At 41.1% G+C, this 20,173-nt stretch carries 10 protein-coding genes; 7 read left to right on the forward strand and 3 right to left on the reverse strand.

The window, feature by feature from the left end; all coding sequences use genetic code 11:
• Nucleotides 1–11: 11 nt before the first annotated feature.
• The 7 genes from H8S64_RS14660 (at nt 12) to H8S64_RS14690 (ending at nt 11,929) form a co-directional block, all read left to right on the forward strand.
• The gene (locus H8S64_RS14660) at nt 12–944 is read left to right on the forward strand and encodes an ABC transporter ATP-binding protein (protein WP_186976979.1); all 933 of its coding nucleotides are present in this window, start codon (nt 12–14) and stop codon (nt 942–944) included.
• Between the two features lie 15 nt (nt 945–959).
• Entirely contained in the window at nt 960–3,260 is a 2,301-nt protein-coding gene (locus H8S64_RS14665) for a Gldg family protein (protein WP_186976981.1), read from the forward strand.
• A gap of 153 nt (nt 3,261–3,413) precedes the next feature.
• Nucleotides 3,414–4,604 carry a FecR family protein gene (locus H8S64_RS14670; protein WP_186976983.1) on the forward strand — a complete coding sequence of 397 codons (1,191 nt, stop codon included), beginning with the start codon at nt 3,414–3,416 and terminating at the stop codon, nt 4,602–4,604.
• Between the two features lie 96 nt (nt 4,605–4,700).
• The gene (locus H8S64_RS14675) at nt 4,701–8,153 is read left to right on the forward strand and encodes a SusC/RagA family TonB-linked outer membrane protein (RefSeq protein WP_186976985.1); all 3,453 of its coding nucleotides are present in this window, start codon (nt 4,701–4,703) and stop codon (nt 8,151–8,153) included.
• A gap of 10 nt (nt 8,154–8,163) precedes the next feature.
• Nucleotides 8,164–9,606, forward strand: a complete 1,443-nt coding sequence (locus H8S64_RS14680) for a RagB/SusD family nutrient uptake outer membrane protein (RefSeq protein WP_186976988.1) — start codon at nt 8,164–8,166, stop codon at nt 9,604–9,606.
• A 14-nt stretch (nt 9,607–9,620) separates the two neighbouring features.
• The gene (locus H8S64_RS14685) at nt 9,621–10,298 is read left to right on the forward strand and encodes a DUF4843 domain-containing protein (RefSeq protein WP_186976990.1); all 678 of its coding nucleotides are present in this window, start codon (nt 9,621–9,623) and stop codon (nt 10,296–10,298) included.
• Between the two features lie 23 nt (nt 10,299–10,321).
• Nucleotides 10,322–11,929 (forward strand): PKD-like family lipoprotein, encoded by a 1,608-nt coding sequence (locus H8S64_RS14690; RefSeq protein WP_186976992.1) that lies wholly within the window; start codon nt 10,322–10,324, stop codon nt 11,927–11,929.
• Between the two features lie 129 nt (nt 11,930–12,058).
• Here the strand turns inward: H8S64_RS14690 and H8S64_RS14695 are convergent, their stop codons facing one another.
• From H8S64_RS14695 to H8S64_RS14705, 3 genes are read right to left on the reverse strand one after another with little or no spacing between them, the layout of a single operon-like run.
• Nucleotides 12,059–14,737, reverse strand: a complete 2,679-nt coding sequence (locus tag H8S64_RS14695; RefSeq protein WP_186976994.1) for a zinc-dependent metalloprotease — start codon at nt 14,735–14,737, stop codon at nt 12,059–12,061.
• A 25-nt stretch (nt 14,738–14,762) separates the two neighbouring features.
• Nucleotides 14,763–17,321: a zinc-dependent metalloprotease gene (locus H8S64_RS14700; RefSeq protein ID WP_186976995.1), complete on the reverse strand. Its 2,559-nt coding sequence runs from the start codon at nt 17,319–17,321 to the stop codon at nt 14,763–14,765.
• Nucleotides 17,322–17,364: 43 nt separating this feature from the next.
• The gene (locus H8S64_RS14705) at nt 17,365–20,049 is read right to left on the reverse strand and encodes a zinc-dependent metalloprotease (protein WP_186976996.1); all 2,685 of its coding nucleotides are present in this window, start codon (nt 20,047–20,049) and stop codon (nt 17,365–17,367) included.
• Nucleotides 20,050–20,173: the final 124 nt, after the last annotated feature.

Below are 20,173 nucleotides of genomic sequence, written 5' to 3' on the forward strand. Positions count from 1 at the left end.
AATTATAACACATGGAAGATTCAATAGTAAAGGTCGAGCATTTGTCTCACCGGTATCATATACAATGGGCTATAGAAGATATAAACTTTGAGATCAAAGAAAAAGGGGTGTTAGGATTGCTCGGTTCCAACGGTGCCGGGAAGTCCACCACAATGAATATTATATGCGGCGTGCTGAACCAGACCGAAGGGGAAGTTTACCTTAACGGCTACAACCTACGGACGAACCCGGTGGAAGCCAAAAGACATATCGGGTTCCTTCCCCAAAAACCGCCACTATACCCGGATATTACCGTGGAAGAATATCTGACTTATTGCGCACACCTTCGGCTAATGCCGACACATGAAATCCCGGCTGCCGTGGAACGTGCCATGAAACGGTGTGATATCACACATTTCCGCGAACGTATTATCAACAATCTGTCGGGAGGATATCAACAACGCGTGGGCATCGCACAAGCCATTGTCCATAATCCCCGTTTTGTTGTCCTTGATGAACCGACAAATGGTCTTGACCCGAACCAGATTGTAGAAATACGCCACTTGATAAAAGAGATTGCTACCGATCATGCCGTATTGTTATCGACACATATCTTGTCCGAGGTACAAGCTACTTGTAATAACATCAAAATGATTGAACAAGGTAAACTCGTATTTTCCGGCAGCATGGACGATTTTAACAATTACGTTGCCCCTTCCACGTTGTTAGTCAGATTTGACGCGGCTCCATCCGAACAAACTCTAGGAGCGATAGAAGGCGTTGCCCGAGTGGAAAAGCTCGCTCCCCGCAGCTATCGCCTGCAATTCGACGCGTCAAAGGATATTAGCGAACATATCGTACAACTCAGTGTTACCAATAACTGGGAATTAGCCGAGATACAACTGGAACGCTTGGCTCTTGACACGATATTCGCTCAATTATCAGGAAAAAAAGTACAACAGTAAACGCAAATTCTATCTATGAAAACAATATTAAAGATAACCAAAAACGAACTGAGCACGCTATTTTATTCCCCGATAGCATGGCTTATTCTTATTATCTTCACTTTCCAGTCGGGAATGGCTTATGCCGAAGCATGGGGTGATGCATTACGTTCCCAAGCTTTAGGGTATACTGTTATCGGGGCCACCAGACGCCTCTTGCTCGGTTGGCAGGGAGCTATTTCCAGTATGCAAGAACATTTGTTCCTATACATTCCATTACTCACGATGGGGCTTATGAGCCAAGAGTATAACCGTGGTTCTATTAAATTATTGTACTCATCCCCGATCACAAACCGGCAAATCATTTTTGGGAAATATCTTTCCATGATCGTGTACGCCTTGATTCTAGTAGCCATATTATTCGTTTACTATGCCTTCACGGCTTTCACGATCAAGGATATTGATTCGTCGTTTGCCTTGACTGCTTTACTGGGAATATTCCTCATGATTTGTGCTTACGCGGCAATCGGGTTATTCATGTCTTCGCTCACGTCTTATCAGGTTGTTGCAGCCGTGGGGACTCTTGCCATACTTGCCGTACTCAACTATATCGGGAATGTCGGTCAGGAAATCCCATTCGTGAGGGATATCACATACTGGCTTTCCATCTCGGGGCGCGCAGACACATTCTTTAAAGGTCTTATTACCAGCGAAGATCTACTTTATTTCCTACTGGTAATTATTCTTTTCATTATATTTTCCATTTTACGTTTACAATCCGAAAGAACCAAACGTACCACATCACAATCCGCACTTCGCTATGGAGGAATTATTGTCGTGACTCTTTTGATCGGTTATGTTTCATCCCGTCCCGCACTTCGCTGTTATTATGATGCAACCGAAATGAAAGATAACACTTTGACTCAAAACAGTCTGGACGTCATGGAACAACTGGATGGTCCCCTGACTATCACCTCTTATGTCAACATTCTTGACGAAGATTATTTCCGGGTATTGCCCCGTTATCACAATCAAGATATCGAACGGTTCGAGAAATATATACGCTTCAAACCGGAGATCAAGATGAAATACGTTTATTATTACGACAAAGTAGACAACCCGAGTCTTGATCAACGCTATCCCGGTTTAAGCGACGAACAACGTGCTCAAAAAATATGTGAAGCCCTTGATTGGAATATCGATCAAGTGTTGAATCCCGAACAAATACGGCAAACAGAAGACCTGTCTGCCGAGTACAACAAATTCGTACGGGTGTTGGAACGAGGCAACGGACAAAAATCATACCTCCGCCTTTATGACGATAATATGCGCTTCCCCACGGAAACCGAGATCACTGCCGCTCTTAAACGCATGGTCGTAAAAGCGCCTTTGGTTGCCTTCGTTACCGGACACGGTGAGAGAAATATAAACGGGGGTGGAGACCGAGATTATTATGCATTCTCTCAGTATAAAGGATTCCGTAATTCACTTATTAATCAAGGTTTTGATATTACTACACTCGCTCTTGATACCCTAGATAGAATACCCGATGAAGTGGATATTCTCGTGATTTCAGATATCCGCACCCCACTTTCTTCCAAAGAACAGGGTATGATTGATGGTTATATCGCCGAAGGGCGTAATCTGATTATCGCCGGAGAACCTCGTCGCCAAGAACAAATGAACCACACGTTAGCAAATTTGGGATTAAGCTTCATGCCGGGTATTCTCGTGCAGGAAAGCAAGGATTATCCGGCAGATTTGATTTTATCTTCCATCACTAAAGCCGCTGAAGATTTAAGCAAAAGATTCAGCGATGCGGCATATTTCGGTTACAAGATCACGATGCCTTCTACTGTCGGAATCAAGCAAATAGAAGAGAAAGGTTTCACGATAATTCCATTGATGACAACCGACTCCACAGGTTCATGGAGTGAACTGGAAACGACGAACTTCGTTGAAGATACGACACGCATCAATCTTGCTATCGGAGAAATCGAACAGGCAAATGTAACCATGATGTATTTAACCCGCCAGATAAACGGCAAAAAACAAGGCATCATAGTTCTCGGGGACGCGGATTGCATCGGAAACGGTGAACTTACACGCCAACGAAACGGGATCGAATCCTCTAATTTCACGGTTGTCACGGAATCATTCCGTCTTCTCACGAACGGAGAATACCCGATAGATACCAACCGAAAACGTTCCTCCGACAATAAGGTTTACTTGAATGAAAAGTCCGGTGTCTGGTTAAAAATTCTCTTCATGGGTGTTTTCCCCGGCATCTTGACTTTCTTAAGCCTTGCATTGTGGTGGAGGCGCAGGAAAAAATAAATCTCTTTATTTCCCCGATTCTCCCGTACAAGAAAGAATCGGGGAAGTATAAAAAAAATTCCATTTTCTATCAAAAAAAATAATTTTCCATTCATCCTTTTGACCTTATCCCGTGTTCTGTAAATAGATAATAGTTTTGTAACGTCTATATTTATGTTAGAATACACAAAAGAATACCGTATCGCACAACTCATTGCCAAAGAAATGGCAGGAGAGCTTTCACCGGAGGAAGAAACCGAATTGCAACAATGGCAAGCAGAACACTCTTCCGGAGCCAAGTTGCATGAGCGAATCTTAAATCCCGACAATAAACGTTCTCGGGATCAACAATTCCATCGCATTAACCCTCATGCCTCATGGCAAAAGGTCGAGAAACAAATTGCGCCCGCGCACAAAACAAAATCCCGTACACTTTTATGGTGGTCTAGTGCAGCTGCTGTCGCGATAGTGGCCATCACGATCGGCTTGTTTGTCCCGAGGTATGACAAAACACAACAAGAGGTTCTTCCCGTAGCTGAAATTCATGCAGGAAGTTCAAAAGCGATATTAATCACACCGGAAGGAAGGCAAATCAGTTTATCACAACAATCCACGCAACAAACACTTGATTTAGGTAACGGAATTATTGCCATCAACAACGGAAATGCATTAGAATACAAACAACAAGCAGATTCTTTAAACATCAAACATAAACGACATACAATACAAGTTCCAAAAGGCGGAGAATATGAACTTATCCTACCGGACGGGACGCATGTCTGGATAAACTCGGATTCGGAATTGTCATTTCCTGCTCAATTTGATGAAACAAAACGAGAAGTTGTGCTTTCCGGAGAAGCTTATTTTTCTGTCACAAAAAACGCAGCAAAACCTTTTATCGTGAAAACGAACGGGAATATTGAAGTGAAAGTACTCGGAACGGAATTCAATATTTTGGCATACCCGGATGCCGATGTTATCGAAACTACGCTATGCAAGGGTTCTGTTAACGTGTCGGATAAAAAACAAAATGTAACATTAACTCCATCCCATCAGGCTGTTTACGAAAAACATTCCTGTAATCTGACTACCCGCAAAGTAGATGTACGTTTATACACGACATGGAAGGAAGGATTGTTCGTGTTTGAAAACAAACCGCTCGAAGAAATCATGACAACACTTTCCCGTTGGTATAATATCAACGTGTTCTATGTCAACCCGGCAGTGAAAAAATACCATTTCACGGGAGATCTGGAGAGATACGGGGATTTCAGAAAGACCCTCGGAATGATAGAAAAAGCGACATCCATACGATTCAAAGTGAATGGAAATAATATTATAGTGGAAGAAGTTATCAATCAATAAAAAACAGGAGGATCTGATCCATCCTCCCATTTGTAACCAACTCATAAACAAGTCTATTTAGAAATCGATTATTTAAACTATTAAGTACTCAAAGTTATGGAAAAAAAACGGAAGTACACCTTTGATTGCCATCAAAGGTGGGAGAAAATTCTTCGGATTTTACGAGCAAGCCTCTTGATAGCGCTTATCACAACGATGTATTTCGACGTGAACGCTACCGCACAAGTCATCAAAGTGACCGTTAAAATGGAAAACGCAACCATCGACGAAATGATTAAAACCGTCAGAACGGAAACGAACTATCGTTTCCTGTACCGGGTAGAAGAGGTTAATAAATACGGGAAACGTAATATCGACCTTCAAAATGTATCCATTGACGATTTCCTCAAGACCTTACTTTCAGGCACCAAGCTATCTTACGAGATAGAAGATGATGTCATCATCATCCGTCCTGCCGATGACAATAAAAAGGAAACTGAAAAACCTCGGACCATAAAAGGGAAAGTACTGGATGACAAAGGATTTACCTTGCCGGGAGCTACCATCACAATCAAAGGCACAACACTAGGTGTTGTAACCGATGTGGATGGCAAGTTCAAGTTGGAAATACCTAAAATGGATAGTATTATCTTAGTTATTTCTTTCATCGGGTTTGAAACACAAAGTTATAAAGTAAGTAATGATCCCAAAAACGATGAAAACGAGATCGTTATTAAATTGCAGGAAGATGTAAAACAGATGGATGAGGTTGTCGTGACGGGATACGCCAACATTAAAAAAGAAAGTTTTACAGGAAGTTCTGTATCCGTAAAAAGAGATGAATTATTGAAGGTATCGAAAACTAACGTTATAAAAGCATTGCAAGTTTTTGACCCTTCATTTCGGCTACAAGAAAACAATCAGTGGGGTTCAGACCCGAATACCCTCCCGGAAATGTATATCCGCGGTCGCTCAGGGACAGGAGTAAAAGAACTTGACCCCAACTACACGACAAAAGCCAATTTGGAGAATAACCCAAACCTTCCTCTTTTTATCATGGACGGTTTCCAAGTCAGTATCCAAAAAGTGTATGACTTTGACCCGAACCGGATTGAAAGCATGACCATATTGAAAGATGCGGCTGCCACTGCCATGTACGGTTCCCGTGCAGCGAACGGCGTGGTGGTAATTACCACGGTAGCACCCAAACCGGGTAAAATAAATGTCAGTTATTCCATGACCGGTACGCTTTCCATCCCAGATTTAAGTGATTACAATCTGATGAATGCTAAAGAAAAACTCGCAACAGAGGTTGCCGCCAACGTGTTTAAAGCAGATCCGTCAGACTCATACTACGAGGATAATCAAGCAAAACTAGATAGAGAATACCAGAGCAAGCTAAACAATATTATCGAAGGGGTTGACACTTATTGGTTATCCAAACCGTTAAGAACCGTTTTCAATCACAAACACAGTATATTCCTTGAAGGCGGACATGAAGATTTACGTTTCGGTTTAAATCTAACTTACGCAAACAATGACGGTATCATGAAAGAATCCAGTCGTAACAATGCCGGAGTTGAATTTAGTATTGACTATCGATTGGGTAATTTTCAAATCAAAGATAAAATCGTTTACCAACAAACCAAAAGTAAAGAATCTCCCTACGGTAGTTTCTCGGAATACACCAAGAAGTTACCCTATGACAAATATAAAGATGAGAATGGCAACTATTTGCCAGAAACTACACAATGGAACTCTGAACTTAGGCAAACTGATATCGTTAATCCTTTATGGGAAGCCACTCTAGCGAGTTTCGACCGCACAAAAGAAAACCTTCTGGAAAACGAATTAGGTATAAATTGGTTTATTACACCCCATTTACTGGCTAAAGGGACGTTCAAGGTTACCCAAACAATCAGTGAAGGGAAAAAATTCGTGGATCCCAAATCTAAAAGAAACACGAATCCTTTGTCCGTAACCAATTTAACGTCCGGTTCTTTAACCCAACGTGACGGGAAAAGTGCATCATGGGAATTCACAGCTAATCTTTCATATAATCGAAGTATTGAAAATCACAATATTAACTTCAATCTCGGCATGAACGGTTCTAGCACAGACTCCCAAAGCACAACAACGATTTATGAAGGATTTCCTTCCGGTATTTTCTCCTCTCCCAGTTATGCTGAAAAGGTCAGAGAGAAACCATCGAACTCGAAAGACGTAAGCCACCTAATCGGTTTTATCGGTTTGTTGAACTATTCATACAATGATATTTACTTATTAGATGCCTCTATACGTACCGACGGTTCGTCAAAATTCGGACATAATAAAAAATGGGCTTTGTATTGGTCCGGTGGAGTCGGCGTAAATTTACACAACTATGATTTTGTCAAAAATATCGGTTGGCTCAATCTTCTAAAATTACGCACGAGTTACGGATTAACAGGAAACGTGAGTTTCTCCCCGTACGAGGCACAAACCATGTATGAAACTATAGATGACGAATGGTATAAAACAGGATATGGTGCCACTCTTATCGCATTAGGTAATGAAGATTTGGGCTGGGAGAAAAAATACAAAACAAATTTCGGTATTGATTTTGAAATCTTTAAGGGGATTTTGAATCTTTCGGCTGATTATTATATCGAGAAAACCGTTGACATGGTGAATGATGTCACTATTCCCAGTTCTACTGGCTTCACCACTTATAAAGACAATATTGGCGAAGTGAAAGGAAAAGGTTATGAAATCATTTTAAAGAGCAGTATCGTTAATAAAACAGACTGGAATTTCAACGTTTATTTCAATTTAGCACATGACAAACGTAAATTCGTGAAGATTGCAGAAAGTTTGAAAGCGTACAATCAAAAAGTAGAAGACCATTTCAATGATAAAAATACGCTCGTATATAATTCTTCTATAGGGAACAATAGTATATCCGAACCGTTCAAACAATACGTGGAAGGAGGATCGTTGACGCCGATTTATGCCGTTCGTTCCCTTGGTATAGATCCGACGAACGGAAAAGAAATTTTCGTGAAAAAGAATGGCGAGATCACTTATACATGGAACGCATCCGACCAGGTAGCATTAGGGGACTCGGAACCGGATATTCAAGGTTCTTTCGGTTTCAATCTCCGATATAAAAGTTGGACGTTATTTACCTCCTTCATGTATAAATACGGGGGACAATATTATAACTCGACTCTGGTGGAGAAAGTGGAAGACGCCAATATATACAAATACAATGTCGACAAAAGAATTTTGAAAGACAGATGGCAAAAACCCGGAGATAGAGCTAAATATAAATCTTTAGCAGATGGCATGCGTAGTGAAAAAACTCAGCCGACAGAACGTTTCATCCAAAACGAGAACGTGGTAAGTTTAAATTCTCTCTCTCTAAGTTATGATTTCGATCCCACGTTATTGAAACGTATCGGTGTCAGCATGCTGCGTCTAGAACTCGGAGCCAACGATCTATTCCGCCTTTCCACTGTAAAAGCAGAAAGAGGTCTAAGTTACCCGTTCGCCCGAAGTATGAATATAACATTAAATGCAACTTTCTAAAACAGATATCATGAAATTCAATAAACTATTTTTATATATCATTTTACCGTTTATATTAGGAGGCTGTAATGACTGGCTATCGGTTTCTCCCGAATCCAATATAAATGAAGAAGATCTTTTTGCTAAAGAAGACGGCTACCAAGTAGCATTGAACGGCATTTACAAAAGCATGGCAGAAGCTAGTATGTACGGACAGGAAATGTCTTACGGGGCTTTGGAAATTCTCGCCCATACTTATAGCAACGGTTATTTTAGTGGAGCATACAGTGACATATATAGCAGTAGATTCACGACCGTAAATTCCAAAAATCTTTTTGAAAAGATGTGGAGTGCAACCTATAACGCTATTGCCAATTGTAACAATCTTATCGAAAATGTAAAAAATGAACCGGTTACTCAATTCGAAGAAGGAGAGATAGGTAAAAACCTTATCTTGGGGGAGGCTTATGCCTTAAGAGGATTTCTGCATTTCGATATGCTGAGGTTGTTTGCTCCTTCCAAAAAGGTGGATGACGGCAAAACTTATATTCCTTATTACGATCGCTATAAATCAACATTTGAGCCTCATTTAACCGTGGATCAAACTCTTGAAAAGATCAAAAACGACCTGCTCACCGCAAAAGACCTTGTTGCCACTTTTGATACACTTCCGGAACATAAAAAACGTTTTTCCATAGGCCACCGTATTGAAGGAAGCCTGATTCCTCCCGACAATTTATTCTATGCCTACAGAGGATATCGTATGAATTATTATGCAATCGTGGCGACACTCGCACGTGTATACTCTTGGGCCGGTGATTTGAAAGAAGCACACGATGCCGCTTTGGAAGTTATTAATGCAAAAGGAGGTGGTGAATACTTTTTCACTCTTCAAAACGGTTCCGTTTTTCCTGAAAATCACAAACTCAACAAGGAATTAATTTTTGTATTATCCAACCAGAAATTAATTGAAAATTATAAAGTTTATCTACCCGGGTCGACGGCGGACAGAACAAGTACTTTTTATATTTATCTGAATCAAATGGAATGGTATTCATGGAATCCTCCTACCGAAGATACCAGATACTTAACCTTCCTCGGTACTTATTCATCTAATAAATATCCTTTAAAATATACCTCTCAAACCGGGAAATCATATGGCGAAGACGCTATTCCCATGATCCGGGTTAGTGAAATGTACTACATCGCTTCCGAATACCTATATAAAAATAATCAGTCAGAAGAAGCCTTTAAGATGATTGATCAAGTTCGTAATGTTCGAGGTATTTTAAGTGATCCGATTAAAAACTATATCACTAACGAAGCATCTTTTGAAAAAGAATTGATTAAGGAGATTCATAAAGATTTAATGGTAGAGGGACAAGCTTTCTATTGGTATAAAAAATTCAACCAAACACTAAGCAGGGGTACTATATTCGTTATCCCCACACCTGATAATGAAAATATTAACTAACAAACCCTTCAAATATGAAAACATTTATTTTTCTGATATTCAGTTTTATTATACTTTGGGCTTGCTCGGAGGACAAGACTTACGAGTACAAGTCCGTGAAATACCTGCATTTCTCGAAACCGGAAGTACCTGACAGTGCTACAGTTCTGTCATTTACCCACTACCCGGGAGTAACAGAAAAAGAGATCGCTGTTGAAGTACTATTGGCCGGGGATCTCGTATCGAGGCCAACTCCATACCAATTAAAAGTCGATGCCGATTCTACCACTGCAAACGCAGAACAATACTCTTTTGACCTTATACAAGAATTCCCTGCCAATCAAATAAAAGATACAGTCTATATCAAATTATTCAATAAGGAGCTTGAAGGAAAAGAGGTAACTCTTTATATTCGGATAGTCGAGAATGAAAACTTTACCCCCGGTCTTAAAGCGAATCAAGCAGCTAGAATAATTTTCAACAACATCTCTAGCAAACCTGATTGGTGGGATGAAGAGGTTGAAACATTGTTTTTGGGAGAATGGAGTGCTAAAAAGTACTCTGAGTTTGTCAGTTTCACCAAGATTACAGATTTATCTGAATATGAATTTACCGTTAGACGAAAAATATGTCTTGAATTCAAGAAATACCTCAAAGATGAAGGTATTACAGAAGAAGACGGAGTTACTCCTATGGAAATTCCAGCAAATTAATCGAACGCTAAATTATTACAAATATGAAATTAATATATGCATACCTAATCATTTTTCTCGCATTCATAAGTTGTTATGATGACAAGGGAAATTACGATTACACATCATTAAATAGTGTTACAATAGAACCATTCTCATTTGGTTCTATTAGTTACGGAGATACTCTTCAATATTCACCGGAATTAACATTTAGCGGGGATACTACCTCTAGCAATTTTGACTTCGAATGGACATTATTCGGAACAAAAAAATTCAAGTCACGTGACCTTTTCTATATTACAGATACGATAGGCTCAGGTATCATCATCCTGCATATCACAGATAAAAAAACCGGAGCAATATATAGTCAACACACAATCCTCACCACCAAATCACCTTATGAAACTGACGGATTTGTGATCTTATCCAGAGGAGCAGGTAACGAGTCCATTCTATCCTACCTCCGGCAATCTTACAATTCAAATTATAATGCCACGGAAACCAATTACTATACTTATAAAGATTTTTATAATGTCTACGAGGAGATCAACAAAGAATCCTTAGGACAAGAGCCGGTAAGAATCATGCAACATTTCCACGAATCCGATTATAACCATAATAGTGAAACCGGAAGTTTTTGGATTTTACAAGGTGGTAATAATTCGCTCGATGTATCCGGAATCAGTTTCGAAAAGGATGTGTTGTTAAAAGATCAATTCCTTGATGGTGTCCCTGCCGGATTTGAACCATTCGATATTGTTGATATGACTTGGAGTACCTTCGTGATTGGAAAAGACGGAAAAATGTATAGCCGTAAAAAAAATAGTGAATTTCTATTCAATTCTGGCTATTTTCTTAGCGAACCTGTTACCTTTGAAGAAAACGGGACCACTCATGAAGTAAACGGTCTTGGAGTTATTCACCATCGCTATACAGCAGGAAGTTACACGTTACTATATGAAAAAAATTTGCATAGATTTTTACTAATCATGGATAGCGACCAACAAGTTGCCGGTAAAGTCACGGCACCATTCGTTCCACACGATGCATACGAATCAAGTGACGTCGCACGAATTGATAACCTCGGGGACATGAAAATGATTCATTGTGGCGCATACAAATGGGATAATTATCCGGACGCAATCAGATTCCATGCAATTTTACAAGACCCTGAAGGAATCTTTTATTCCTATGATTTTGGTTTAAATAGCACCAAATATGGAGACGAACCTGCCATATCAACCATAAAACAACAAGTATTACCGGAAGCAACACAACAAGTATTAAGTAATATTATCGGCAACGGTAAAAACATATTCAACACCGGTTACACGGACGCTAGTGCATGGGGAATAAAACAACTTCTAGGATATGTATTAATTACCCATAACAATGAATTATGGTTACTAAACCGCACTACAGGAACTATCATCCTATATGACACGTTTGAGGCTGATATCACGTCTATTGACACTGAAATATATAATGCTTGGGTCGCAGGAATCGGATTAGCAAACGGGAAATTTTACGTGGAAGAAGTTTCTGCACCAGCATACACCAATGAAGTGCCTCATAGGATGTTCTCTTTTGAAAAGAAATTTGGAGAAGAAATTATTAGCGTGAGATTCAAGAATGGAAGTACGTGGATGTAATGTAATTCATTCAAGCAAGGACTAAAAAATTCATTCCAAGTACAATCGTAATATAAAACATCAAGCAAGAGCCCGCCTAACTTTTCTTTGTTAGGCGGGCTTCTTGTATTTTATGCAGCAAATACTACTTTACCACTTAGGTGCTTTCTTTAAAGAGCGATTAATCAAATATAATAAATAATCGTAATGTGCTTGAGTTTCAACATTTCCCGTACCTTTGCGCTGGTTTATTAATTTGATAGCCTTCCCGTAAAGGGCATTCCACAAATGATTTGTATTATCTACCGCAACATTCTGTACCAACCAACGACGGCCAAACCCTGCTGTCGGATTGGTTTTCAAGGCATTATCCACAAGACGCATCTCTGTCGGGATTTCAACATTGCGCATTTGTTTGATTTGGCGTAATATTTCTTCTTCACTTGGTATTTTGGGTGTTGTTGCATATACTTGTCCGAACGGGTCTTTCTTACCGTTAAAATCGACAAGATCACGAGTCCGACGGATAAATTCGTTTTGCATAATACGCTCTGCCTCTGTAACATTTTTGCCTTTTATCGTGGAGTCCCAGATGTGGGCGTAAAGATCTTCAAGGTATTCTTGAGGGGTATAGTTGTCTTTATCCCTATATGCCACGAGGGACAATCGCTTGGTGATGAACAATTCGGTTGTTACGTTTTGCATGCTAATCAAATAAGTTTGTAGTATGCGGCGAGCTTGCGAACCGTCGAATGCCAAATTCTTCGTTACGCTGTAATTGTCAATCCAATCCATGTTTTTCAACTCATTCATGACAAAAGCCAAAGAACGTTTTTGTAAATCCTTGCTTAAAGGTATAAACGAAGGCATAGCGTCACCCACGAAATGTTCGTTCAATTTGAATCCCCCGATATTTATATACACGTTGAACAAGTATTGTTCAAAATGATATACCAAATACCTGTAAAGCATATTCCGGTATTCGTAATCAATATCTTGATTATCCAACCAATCGTTCATGTTCTCAAGAATGTATTTCAAATTCTTGATACCGTAAGTACTGGCTTTAAGCGCATCATCGCCCAAATCGTTCGGGAGGGCAGTCGGATCGAACGTGGTCAACAAGCGTTGCCTTTTGCCATAGCGGAAAATAGGATCTCCGGCTTTTTCAGCAATCCATTTTTTGACTATTTCATAATCCGCTTCTTGTGTCATGGCCGCAGGGTTAGGTTGATAAGCTACTTGCACGGTGTAGTAATCGGCAGGTCCGATTTTACTCTGAACGAGTACCACGTTCTTATCTTCCGGTTGTGCCACGTAATTATATCCCAATTCATCCATAATCGACGGACTGATTCCGTATTGTTGGGTGAAAGAAGCCGAACGCAAGGAGTCAGTCGGGTAAGCATTGGAGGCGGCAGCGTTGCACAGGAAACCCAGCATTGTCCCCGTATTATTGGCAACCATGGCTTTTAATCCTTCACCGAAAACTTCCAAGGGTAATTTCATATTACGAGCCCGGGCGTCATTGGATGCCGTTTGAATGAAACGTCCGTAATTGATTTGGCTTAACACGTCATGGAAGATAAAGAGGGAAGCCGTCATAATTTCACCGGAACGAGGATCAGCCCATAGGGGACCCGGCACAGTACTGTATATGCTGGTCGGGGCATAACGAATACAATTGAACGCGATATTATCCGGGTCAAAATTCGGATCATCTTTTGGGAAAGGCTTTACTTGAATGGCATTTTTGAAACCGATAGCTTCAAATGCTTTATTCCATTCAAGGACACCTGCCGTGATATATTCGCTCCAGCCTTGCGGGAAAAGATTGTCAATATAGAACACGATCGGCTTTACCGGTTCCACGAGTTCGCCCCGTTTATAGGCTTCCATGTCCTTCGGTTGCAAATTCCAACGAGTCATATAGTGTGTCATCGTGGCACGATCTACCTTCGTGTTCATATTCATTCGGGCTATCGTGTTGATATTAACACGAGGATCTGCCAACCGGGGACACATGATATCTTTCTCTTCCGGGAGAATCATAAGGGTGCGGTTAAGTTTTGCCGTCACGGGCTCATCTTTGGCAACAAGATATTGCCCGCCCACGATAATATCCTGGTCGTAGTTTAAAGTCGTGACAACAGACACGTTATTTTCAAAAGCTTTTATCGTGTCGATTTTTGAAAGTTCCTTTTTGAATTTAACGGCACGACCTGCCCAACCGTATTCTACGGTACGTTTACTCGGTCCCCAAAATGGATTCATTTCATCCCGATGTTCCGTGAAGAACGCTGTCATATCGACAACAACCGCACTGCTATCCGGGGTGTAAGTTTCTACTTTGAATGTATTAATTATAGCCGGGGCGCTACTTTTCCGGATAGCTTCGCGTGTGTTTTCGTCCTTTGAATCCGTATAAATTGGTGTCTGTCCGTTCGCGAGCAATTCCACTATACACATTTGCAAAGTCGAATCCCGTAGAGTAAAGGTCACGTGCATTGGTTCATAAGGCATTTGCCCCACCAGACCGTTACCGTTATCGCTGATTTCCACGATGGTTGAGCCTAAAAGAAATTCCCGGTTTAATAATGTTTTCGGAAATTCAAAATAAACTTTTCCATTCACTTGGCGGAGCGTGAACAATCCTTCTGCCGTTGTTACTTTTTTATCCTTGAAAAGTTTTTCGTATTTCGTCAGCTCCGGACTTTCAACTTTTTCCGTTTTTTTCTTTTTCCGTTCGCTCTTTGCCATGACATTCACCGTGTTTGTCAAACAGAAAGCCACGAGCAATAAAATGGATATAACTATATTTCTATTCATTACTTTAGTTTTTAATTTTAAGCATTTATTCCTTCCTATTTCTGAAATCTTCGATCATTTCCAACAGATAAGCGTGGTGCGCCCGTGTGTTGAAATTACCGGTTGCCCGTTTACTTTTTACCGTTTTTTCAATGCGGTCAAGTAGTGAAAAATACAGGTATTTCGTGTTATCGTGAGCAACGTTGTAGACCGGGTATTGGAACCCGAATCCCGATGCCATGTGTTCTCCGCAACTGCAAGTACGGCGCAACATGGGTTTCTCCGCGATAGGAGGTCCTTTTACAGTCCAGTTAACAGGTAATAATGAATTTAATAGAGAAGACAATATCGTTTTCTGCAAAAGCATGTCGATAGCAGAAAGGTTTTGCCCCTTGAGTGTCGGTTCCCACACGAGAGCATGCAGGTCATTCAGGTATTCTTTGGATGAGTAGGAGTTCGGATCCCGGTACTCGCCTAAGGATATTTTTTTCGTGTTGACAAGTAAAGCTGCTGCAAAATTCTTCACGAGCCTTTCCGAACGAGGAGTGCTTACTCTTAGGTTTTCTGTTGCTTGGGGGTTATCCAACCATTCCAGTTGTTGTAAATTTTTAATCAAGAACCTGAGCGATTGTTTTTGCTTCTCCTTGGGAACAACCGTGAACGAGGAGCGAGGATCGTTTACCTCGTGTTCATTCAAATAAAAACCTCCTATATTCATCAGTGCATTGTAGAGATAACCGAAACATTGATTGACGATTTCTCCATAAATATTTATCCGGTAATCAAAATTCGGATCTTCCTTGTCCATCCACTCGTTCATGTGTTCGAGAATGTATTTCAAGTTTTTGATACCGTACTCTCCTGCCTTCACGGCGTCATCCCCCAAATCTTCCATCAGTGCGCTAGGGTCATACACGGCTTGGAGTTGTTGTTTCCCGTAACGAAACATCGGGTTGCCGGCTTTCTCGGCAATCCAGCCTCGTACGATAGCGTTCTCTTCTTCCGCTGTTTTTGCCTCGGGGATGGGTTGGTAACCTATTTTTATGGCATAAAAGTCATAAACCCCGATATTGGGAGGCGTCAACCGCAAACCTTTATCACCGGGTTGGGCGATGTAATTATTACGGGCATAGTCCATAATGGAAGGAGTTGTGCCGTATTTTTGCGTGAATGAAGCGGAACGCAGCGAATCTACCGGATAGGATGAAGAGGCTCCCATGTTATGCATCAACCCCAAGCAGTGTCCCACCTCGTGAGCGATAACATAGTTAAGGCTTTCATCTAATATGTCTTGTGGCAACTTTTTCGTGCGCACTCTTTCATTTACTTGTGCCGTTTGCACGAAACGCATATCGTTCACGAGCTTGATAACATCGTGATAAATGTACACGGAAGCATTGATAATCTCCCCGGTACGAGGGTCTGTCCACGAGGGTCCCATCCCGTTAGCCACATCAATAGGCGCATAACGGATGCACGAATATTTCAGGTTGTCCGGGTCAAATTCCGGGTCATCCATCGGGAAATCTTTTGCCTGCATCACGTTTTTAAAACCGATTTTCTCGAAAGCGGCATTCCATTCCAAGACTCCCGCGTGGATTGCTTTTTTCCATTCAGCCGGAAATGTATTGTCGATGTAGAACACGATGGGTTTCACTGGCTCGACCAATTCACCCCGCTTGTATGCCTCCATATCCTTCGGCTGCACGTTCCAGCGATTCATGAAATAAACGTATTTTGAGCCATCCCGCTTTACACTGATATTCTGTTTCACTGTAGTAAAAAATCCGATCCGGGGATCCGAAATCCTGCTCCTCATCATATGCTCCTCGTCCGGTAACAGAATGATAGAGCGATTAACTTTTATCGTTACAGGCAACTTAACCTCTTTATTCTCTTGGCTTGCAATCGTGTAATTCAAAGAGGAGATGATCGACACATTATCCTCGAACGCTTTAATGTCATCGATAAACGACAACTCCTGCTGGTATTCCGGTGATAATTTAACTCTCCCGTATTCGGCTTTTATCCCGTACGGGTCAAAAGGCGAAACGCGCTCGTCATCACTCAAAAATAGATCTGTCATGTCAATAACCACGGCTGTACTGTCGTTATTGAATGCTTTTATCTCGTACGTTTTGATAATCGGCGAGATAGAGCTTTTCCGGATGGATTGTTTCAGTTCATCTTCCCGGCTATCCGAATACTTCGGAATCACTCCCCACGGTTGCGTGATTTGAAGCAATTGGATAGAGGAATCCCTGCGGGCAAAAGCCAAATGCAAAGGTTCTTGGGGCTTTTGCCCCACGAGCGAATAACCGTTGTCGCTTGTTTCTCTGATCGTGGAACCAAGCAAAAATTCTCGATTTAGAAGCGTCAGCGGGATTTCAAAATAGAGCTTTTTATCTGTTTTATGGAGGGTAAATACCCCTTTACGGGTTACAAATTTTTCCTCCTTGAACAATTTATCATATTTGCTTTCCCGGGTTGCTTCTTCTGTCTTGTCTTTATTCTTTCTTTTCCTGTTCCCGCCGAAACTATCATCGGGTAATGCCGTCACGAGTAGGAAAAGAGAAGAGATGAATATAATGAACCCTTTCGTCATAATACTGATTTATTTTTTTATTTATGCTGTCACTTGTAATTTGTTACTTATCTCTGAGAAAATCCTCGATTAATGATAACAAATAGTTATAATGAGCTTTGGATTCGTAGGTTCCCGTATTTTTATTCGCTTTTAGCGTGTTATGAATCCGGCTTACCATCCGATACAATAAATGTTTTTGGTTGTCATTGGATATATTCTCCACGTACATGATGTAATTAAAACCGAATGTTTCATTTAATGCTTGCCTGAAATCATTGTCACGTTTGAAATTCAAGAAATTCTTTTCAGTCGTGTTCGCGTGTAATGCCGAGTTCTGGCTCAAAGAATTCATCATTTGCATGGCTTCATAAACAGGCATCTTTGTTTTGGCAAATGTTGGAATCTCCGGTATGGGATTACTCCTAAGCAAAAAATAGTCCGATTGAAACATTTTTTCGGTTAGTGGATCAGCTTCTTTAAGCAAGGTTTCAAGGAAAACTGTTTGCAACAGCATTTCCGACGCCGTGGGGGTTCTTCCTTTGATAGCGGATTCCCACACGTGGCTATACAAATCGTCAAGATATTCTCTCGGCGTGTAGGCAACGTCCGGTTCACGGTAGGCTGCCAGTGATATGCGTTTCGTGTTCAACAATGTTCCGCTGAATTCTTTCAACATGAGTCTTGCCGTTGAACCGTCAAATTCAAGGTTTTTAACCACGTTGATATCATCAATCCATTCTAGGTTCTTCAGTTCTTTCATGATGAATGCCAGCGAACGCTTTTGGATTTCCTTGGGAACAACCTTACTCGTAGCGTAAGGATCTCCCACGTAATGTTCGTTGATATAAAATCCCCCGATATTCGTTTGAGCGTTTGTCAAGTAACGGGTGTATTGAGTCACCATATCATTGTAAATACTTTGGCGGTAGGTGTAATCATGATCTTTATCGTCCAACCATTCATTCATATGTGCCAAAATATATTTCAAGTTCTTGATACCGTACTCCCCGGCTTTTACCGGATCATCACTCAAGTCCTCTGTCATGGATGAAGGGTCGAATACACCGTAATACACTTGTTGTTTCCCGTAGCGGTACTTCGGGTCCCCGGCTTTGTCGCTGACGAATTTTCTTAATACCGGAATTTCTTCCGCGGTAGTATTTGCTTCAAGAATCGGTTTATACCCGTATTCGATAGCGTAATAGTCATACACGCCCAAGTCGGGAGGGGTTAATTTAACACCTTTATCTCCGGGTTGTGCGATATAATTGTAGCGCGCGTAGTCCATGATAGACATCGTTGTGCCGTATTTTGCCATGAATTCTGCGTCCCGATACTTCTCCACCGGAATAGCGGCAGAGGCTGCCATATTATGCATCAGACCCAACGTGTGCCCGATCTCGTGGGCAACAATGTAACGCATACTTTCTTTCACCACATCCTCCGGTAATTTGGGTGTTCTCACGCGTTCATCCAATTGTGCCGTTTGCACGAAACGCATACTGTTTACCAGTTGGATCACGTCGTGGTAAACCAACACGCTAGCGTTAATAATCTCGTTGTTTCTCGGATCTACCCATGAAGGGCCTTGCGCATTAGCCATCCCGATCGGGCAGTAACGGACGCAATTATATTTAATATTATCCGGGTCGAATTCCGGGTCGTTTGTCGGGAAATCTTTGGCTACCATCACGTTTTTGAAACCGATTTTTTCAAAAGCCTTGTTCCATTCCAAAATACCTTGGCGAATCGGTTCTTTCCACTCCTCGGGGAAAGCGTTATCCACGTAGAACACGATCGGTTTCACGGGTTCCACCAATTCTCCCCTCTTGTAGGCTTCCACGTCCTTCGGTTGCACGTCCCATCGGTTGATAAAGTATATATCTTTTATACCGTCTTGCGTGGTGCTGACATTACTTTTGTAACCGAAGAAATACCCCACCCGCGGGTCGGCTATTCTCGGGCGCATACTTGGCTCTTCGGGGAGCAAAACCAGAGAACAGTTTACTTTTGCCGTCACCGGTTCGTTGTGGGCAAACATTACTATTCCCATGTAAATAATATCTTGCAAATAAGACAGACTGGAGGTGATGGATATGTTGTCCTCGAAAGCTTTGATTTCATCAACGTAGGAAAGGTCTTTTTGGTATTTTATAAATCTAGCCGCCATCCCGTAATAAGTTCTTTGGCTATACGGGTCAAAAGGTTGCAGCCAACTGTTATTGCCCACGAAAAACTTAGTGACATCAAACACGACGGCAGTACTATCCGGGGAATAAGCTTCTATTTTGTAAGCATCCATCACTGGGGCAAAATTTCCTTTCGCCATAGCAGCTTTCACGTTTGGATCTTTTGTGTCCAAGATCATTTGTGTCTTGCGTTCATTGCTCACCTCTTTCATTTGAACAGTACTATCTGCTAATGAAAATTTGATGTGTACTAAAGGATTATTTTTCTGTCCCACCAGCGCATTGGAGTTGTCACTGATTTCAGACACTGTTGCTCCCAGAAGCATTTCTCTCTCCATCAAGGATAATGGAAATTCCATGTATACTTTTTGATCCATCTTGTGAAGGGTAATCATTCCTTTCACTGTTGTACACTGCTTTCCCTTGAATAATTTTTCGTACTTGCTTTCTGTCTTCTCTTCGACTTTTGCATCTTTTTTCTTGGACTTTTTCCTAGCCTCCGAAGTGAACGGCACGCAAAGTAAAGCCACCAGAATAATTAAAACTCTGATTTTCATAAATACTTTTGATTTAAAACATACAATAATATACCCGATCTATTTTCAATAGATATCTTCTGACATTTCGAGTATCGCGAAGAATCCCCTTGCTTGGAGATTCTTCGCTTCACTCCGAATAATG

The organism is Butyricimonas hominis, assembly GCF_014287455.1.
GTDB classification, from domain to species: domain Bacteria; phylum Bacteroidota; class Bacteroidia; order Bacteroidales; family Marinifilaceae; genus Butyricimonas; species Butyricimonas muris.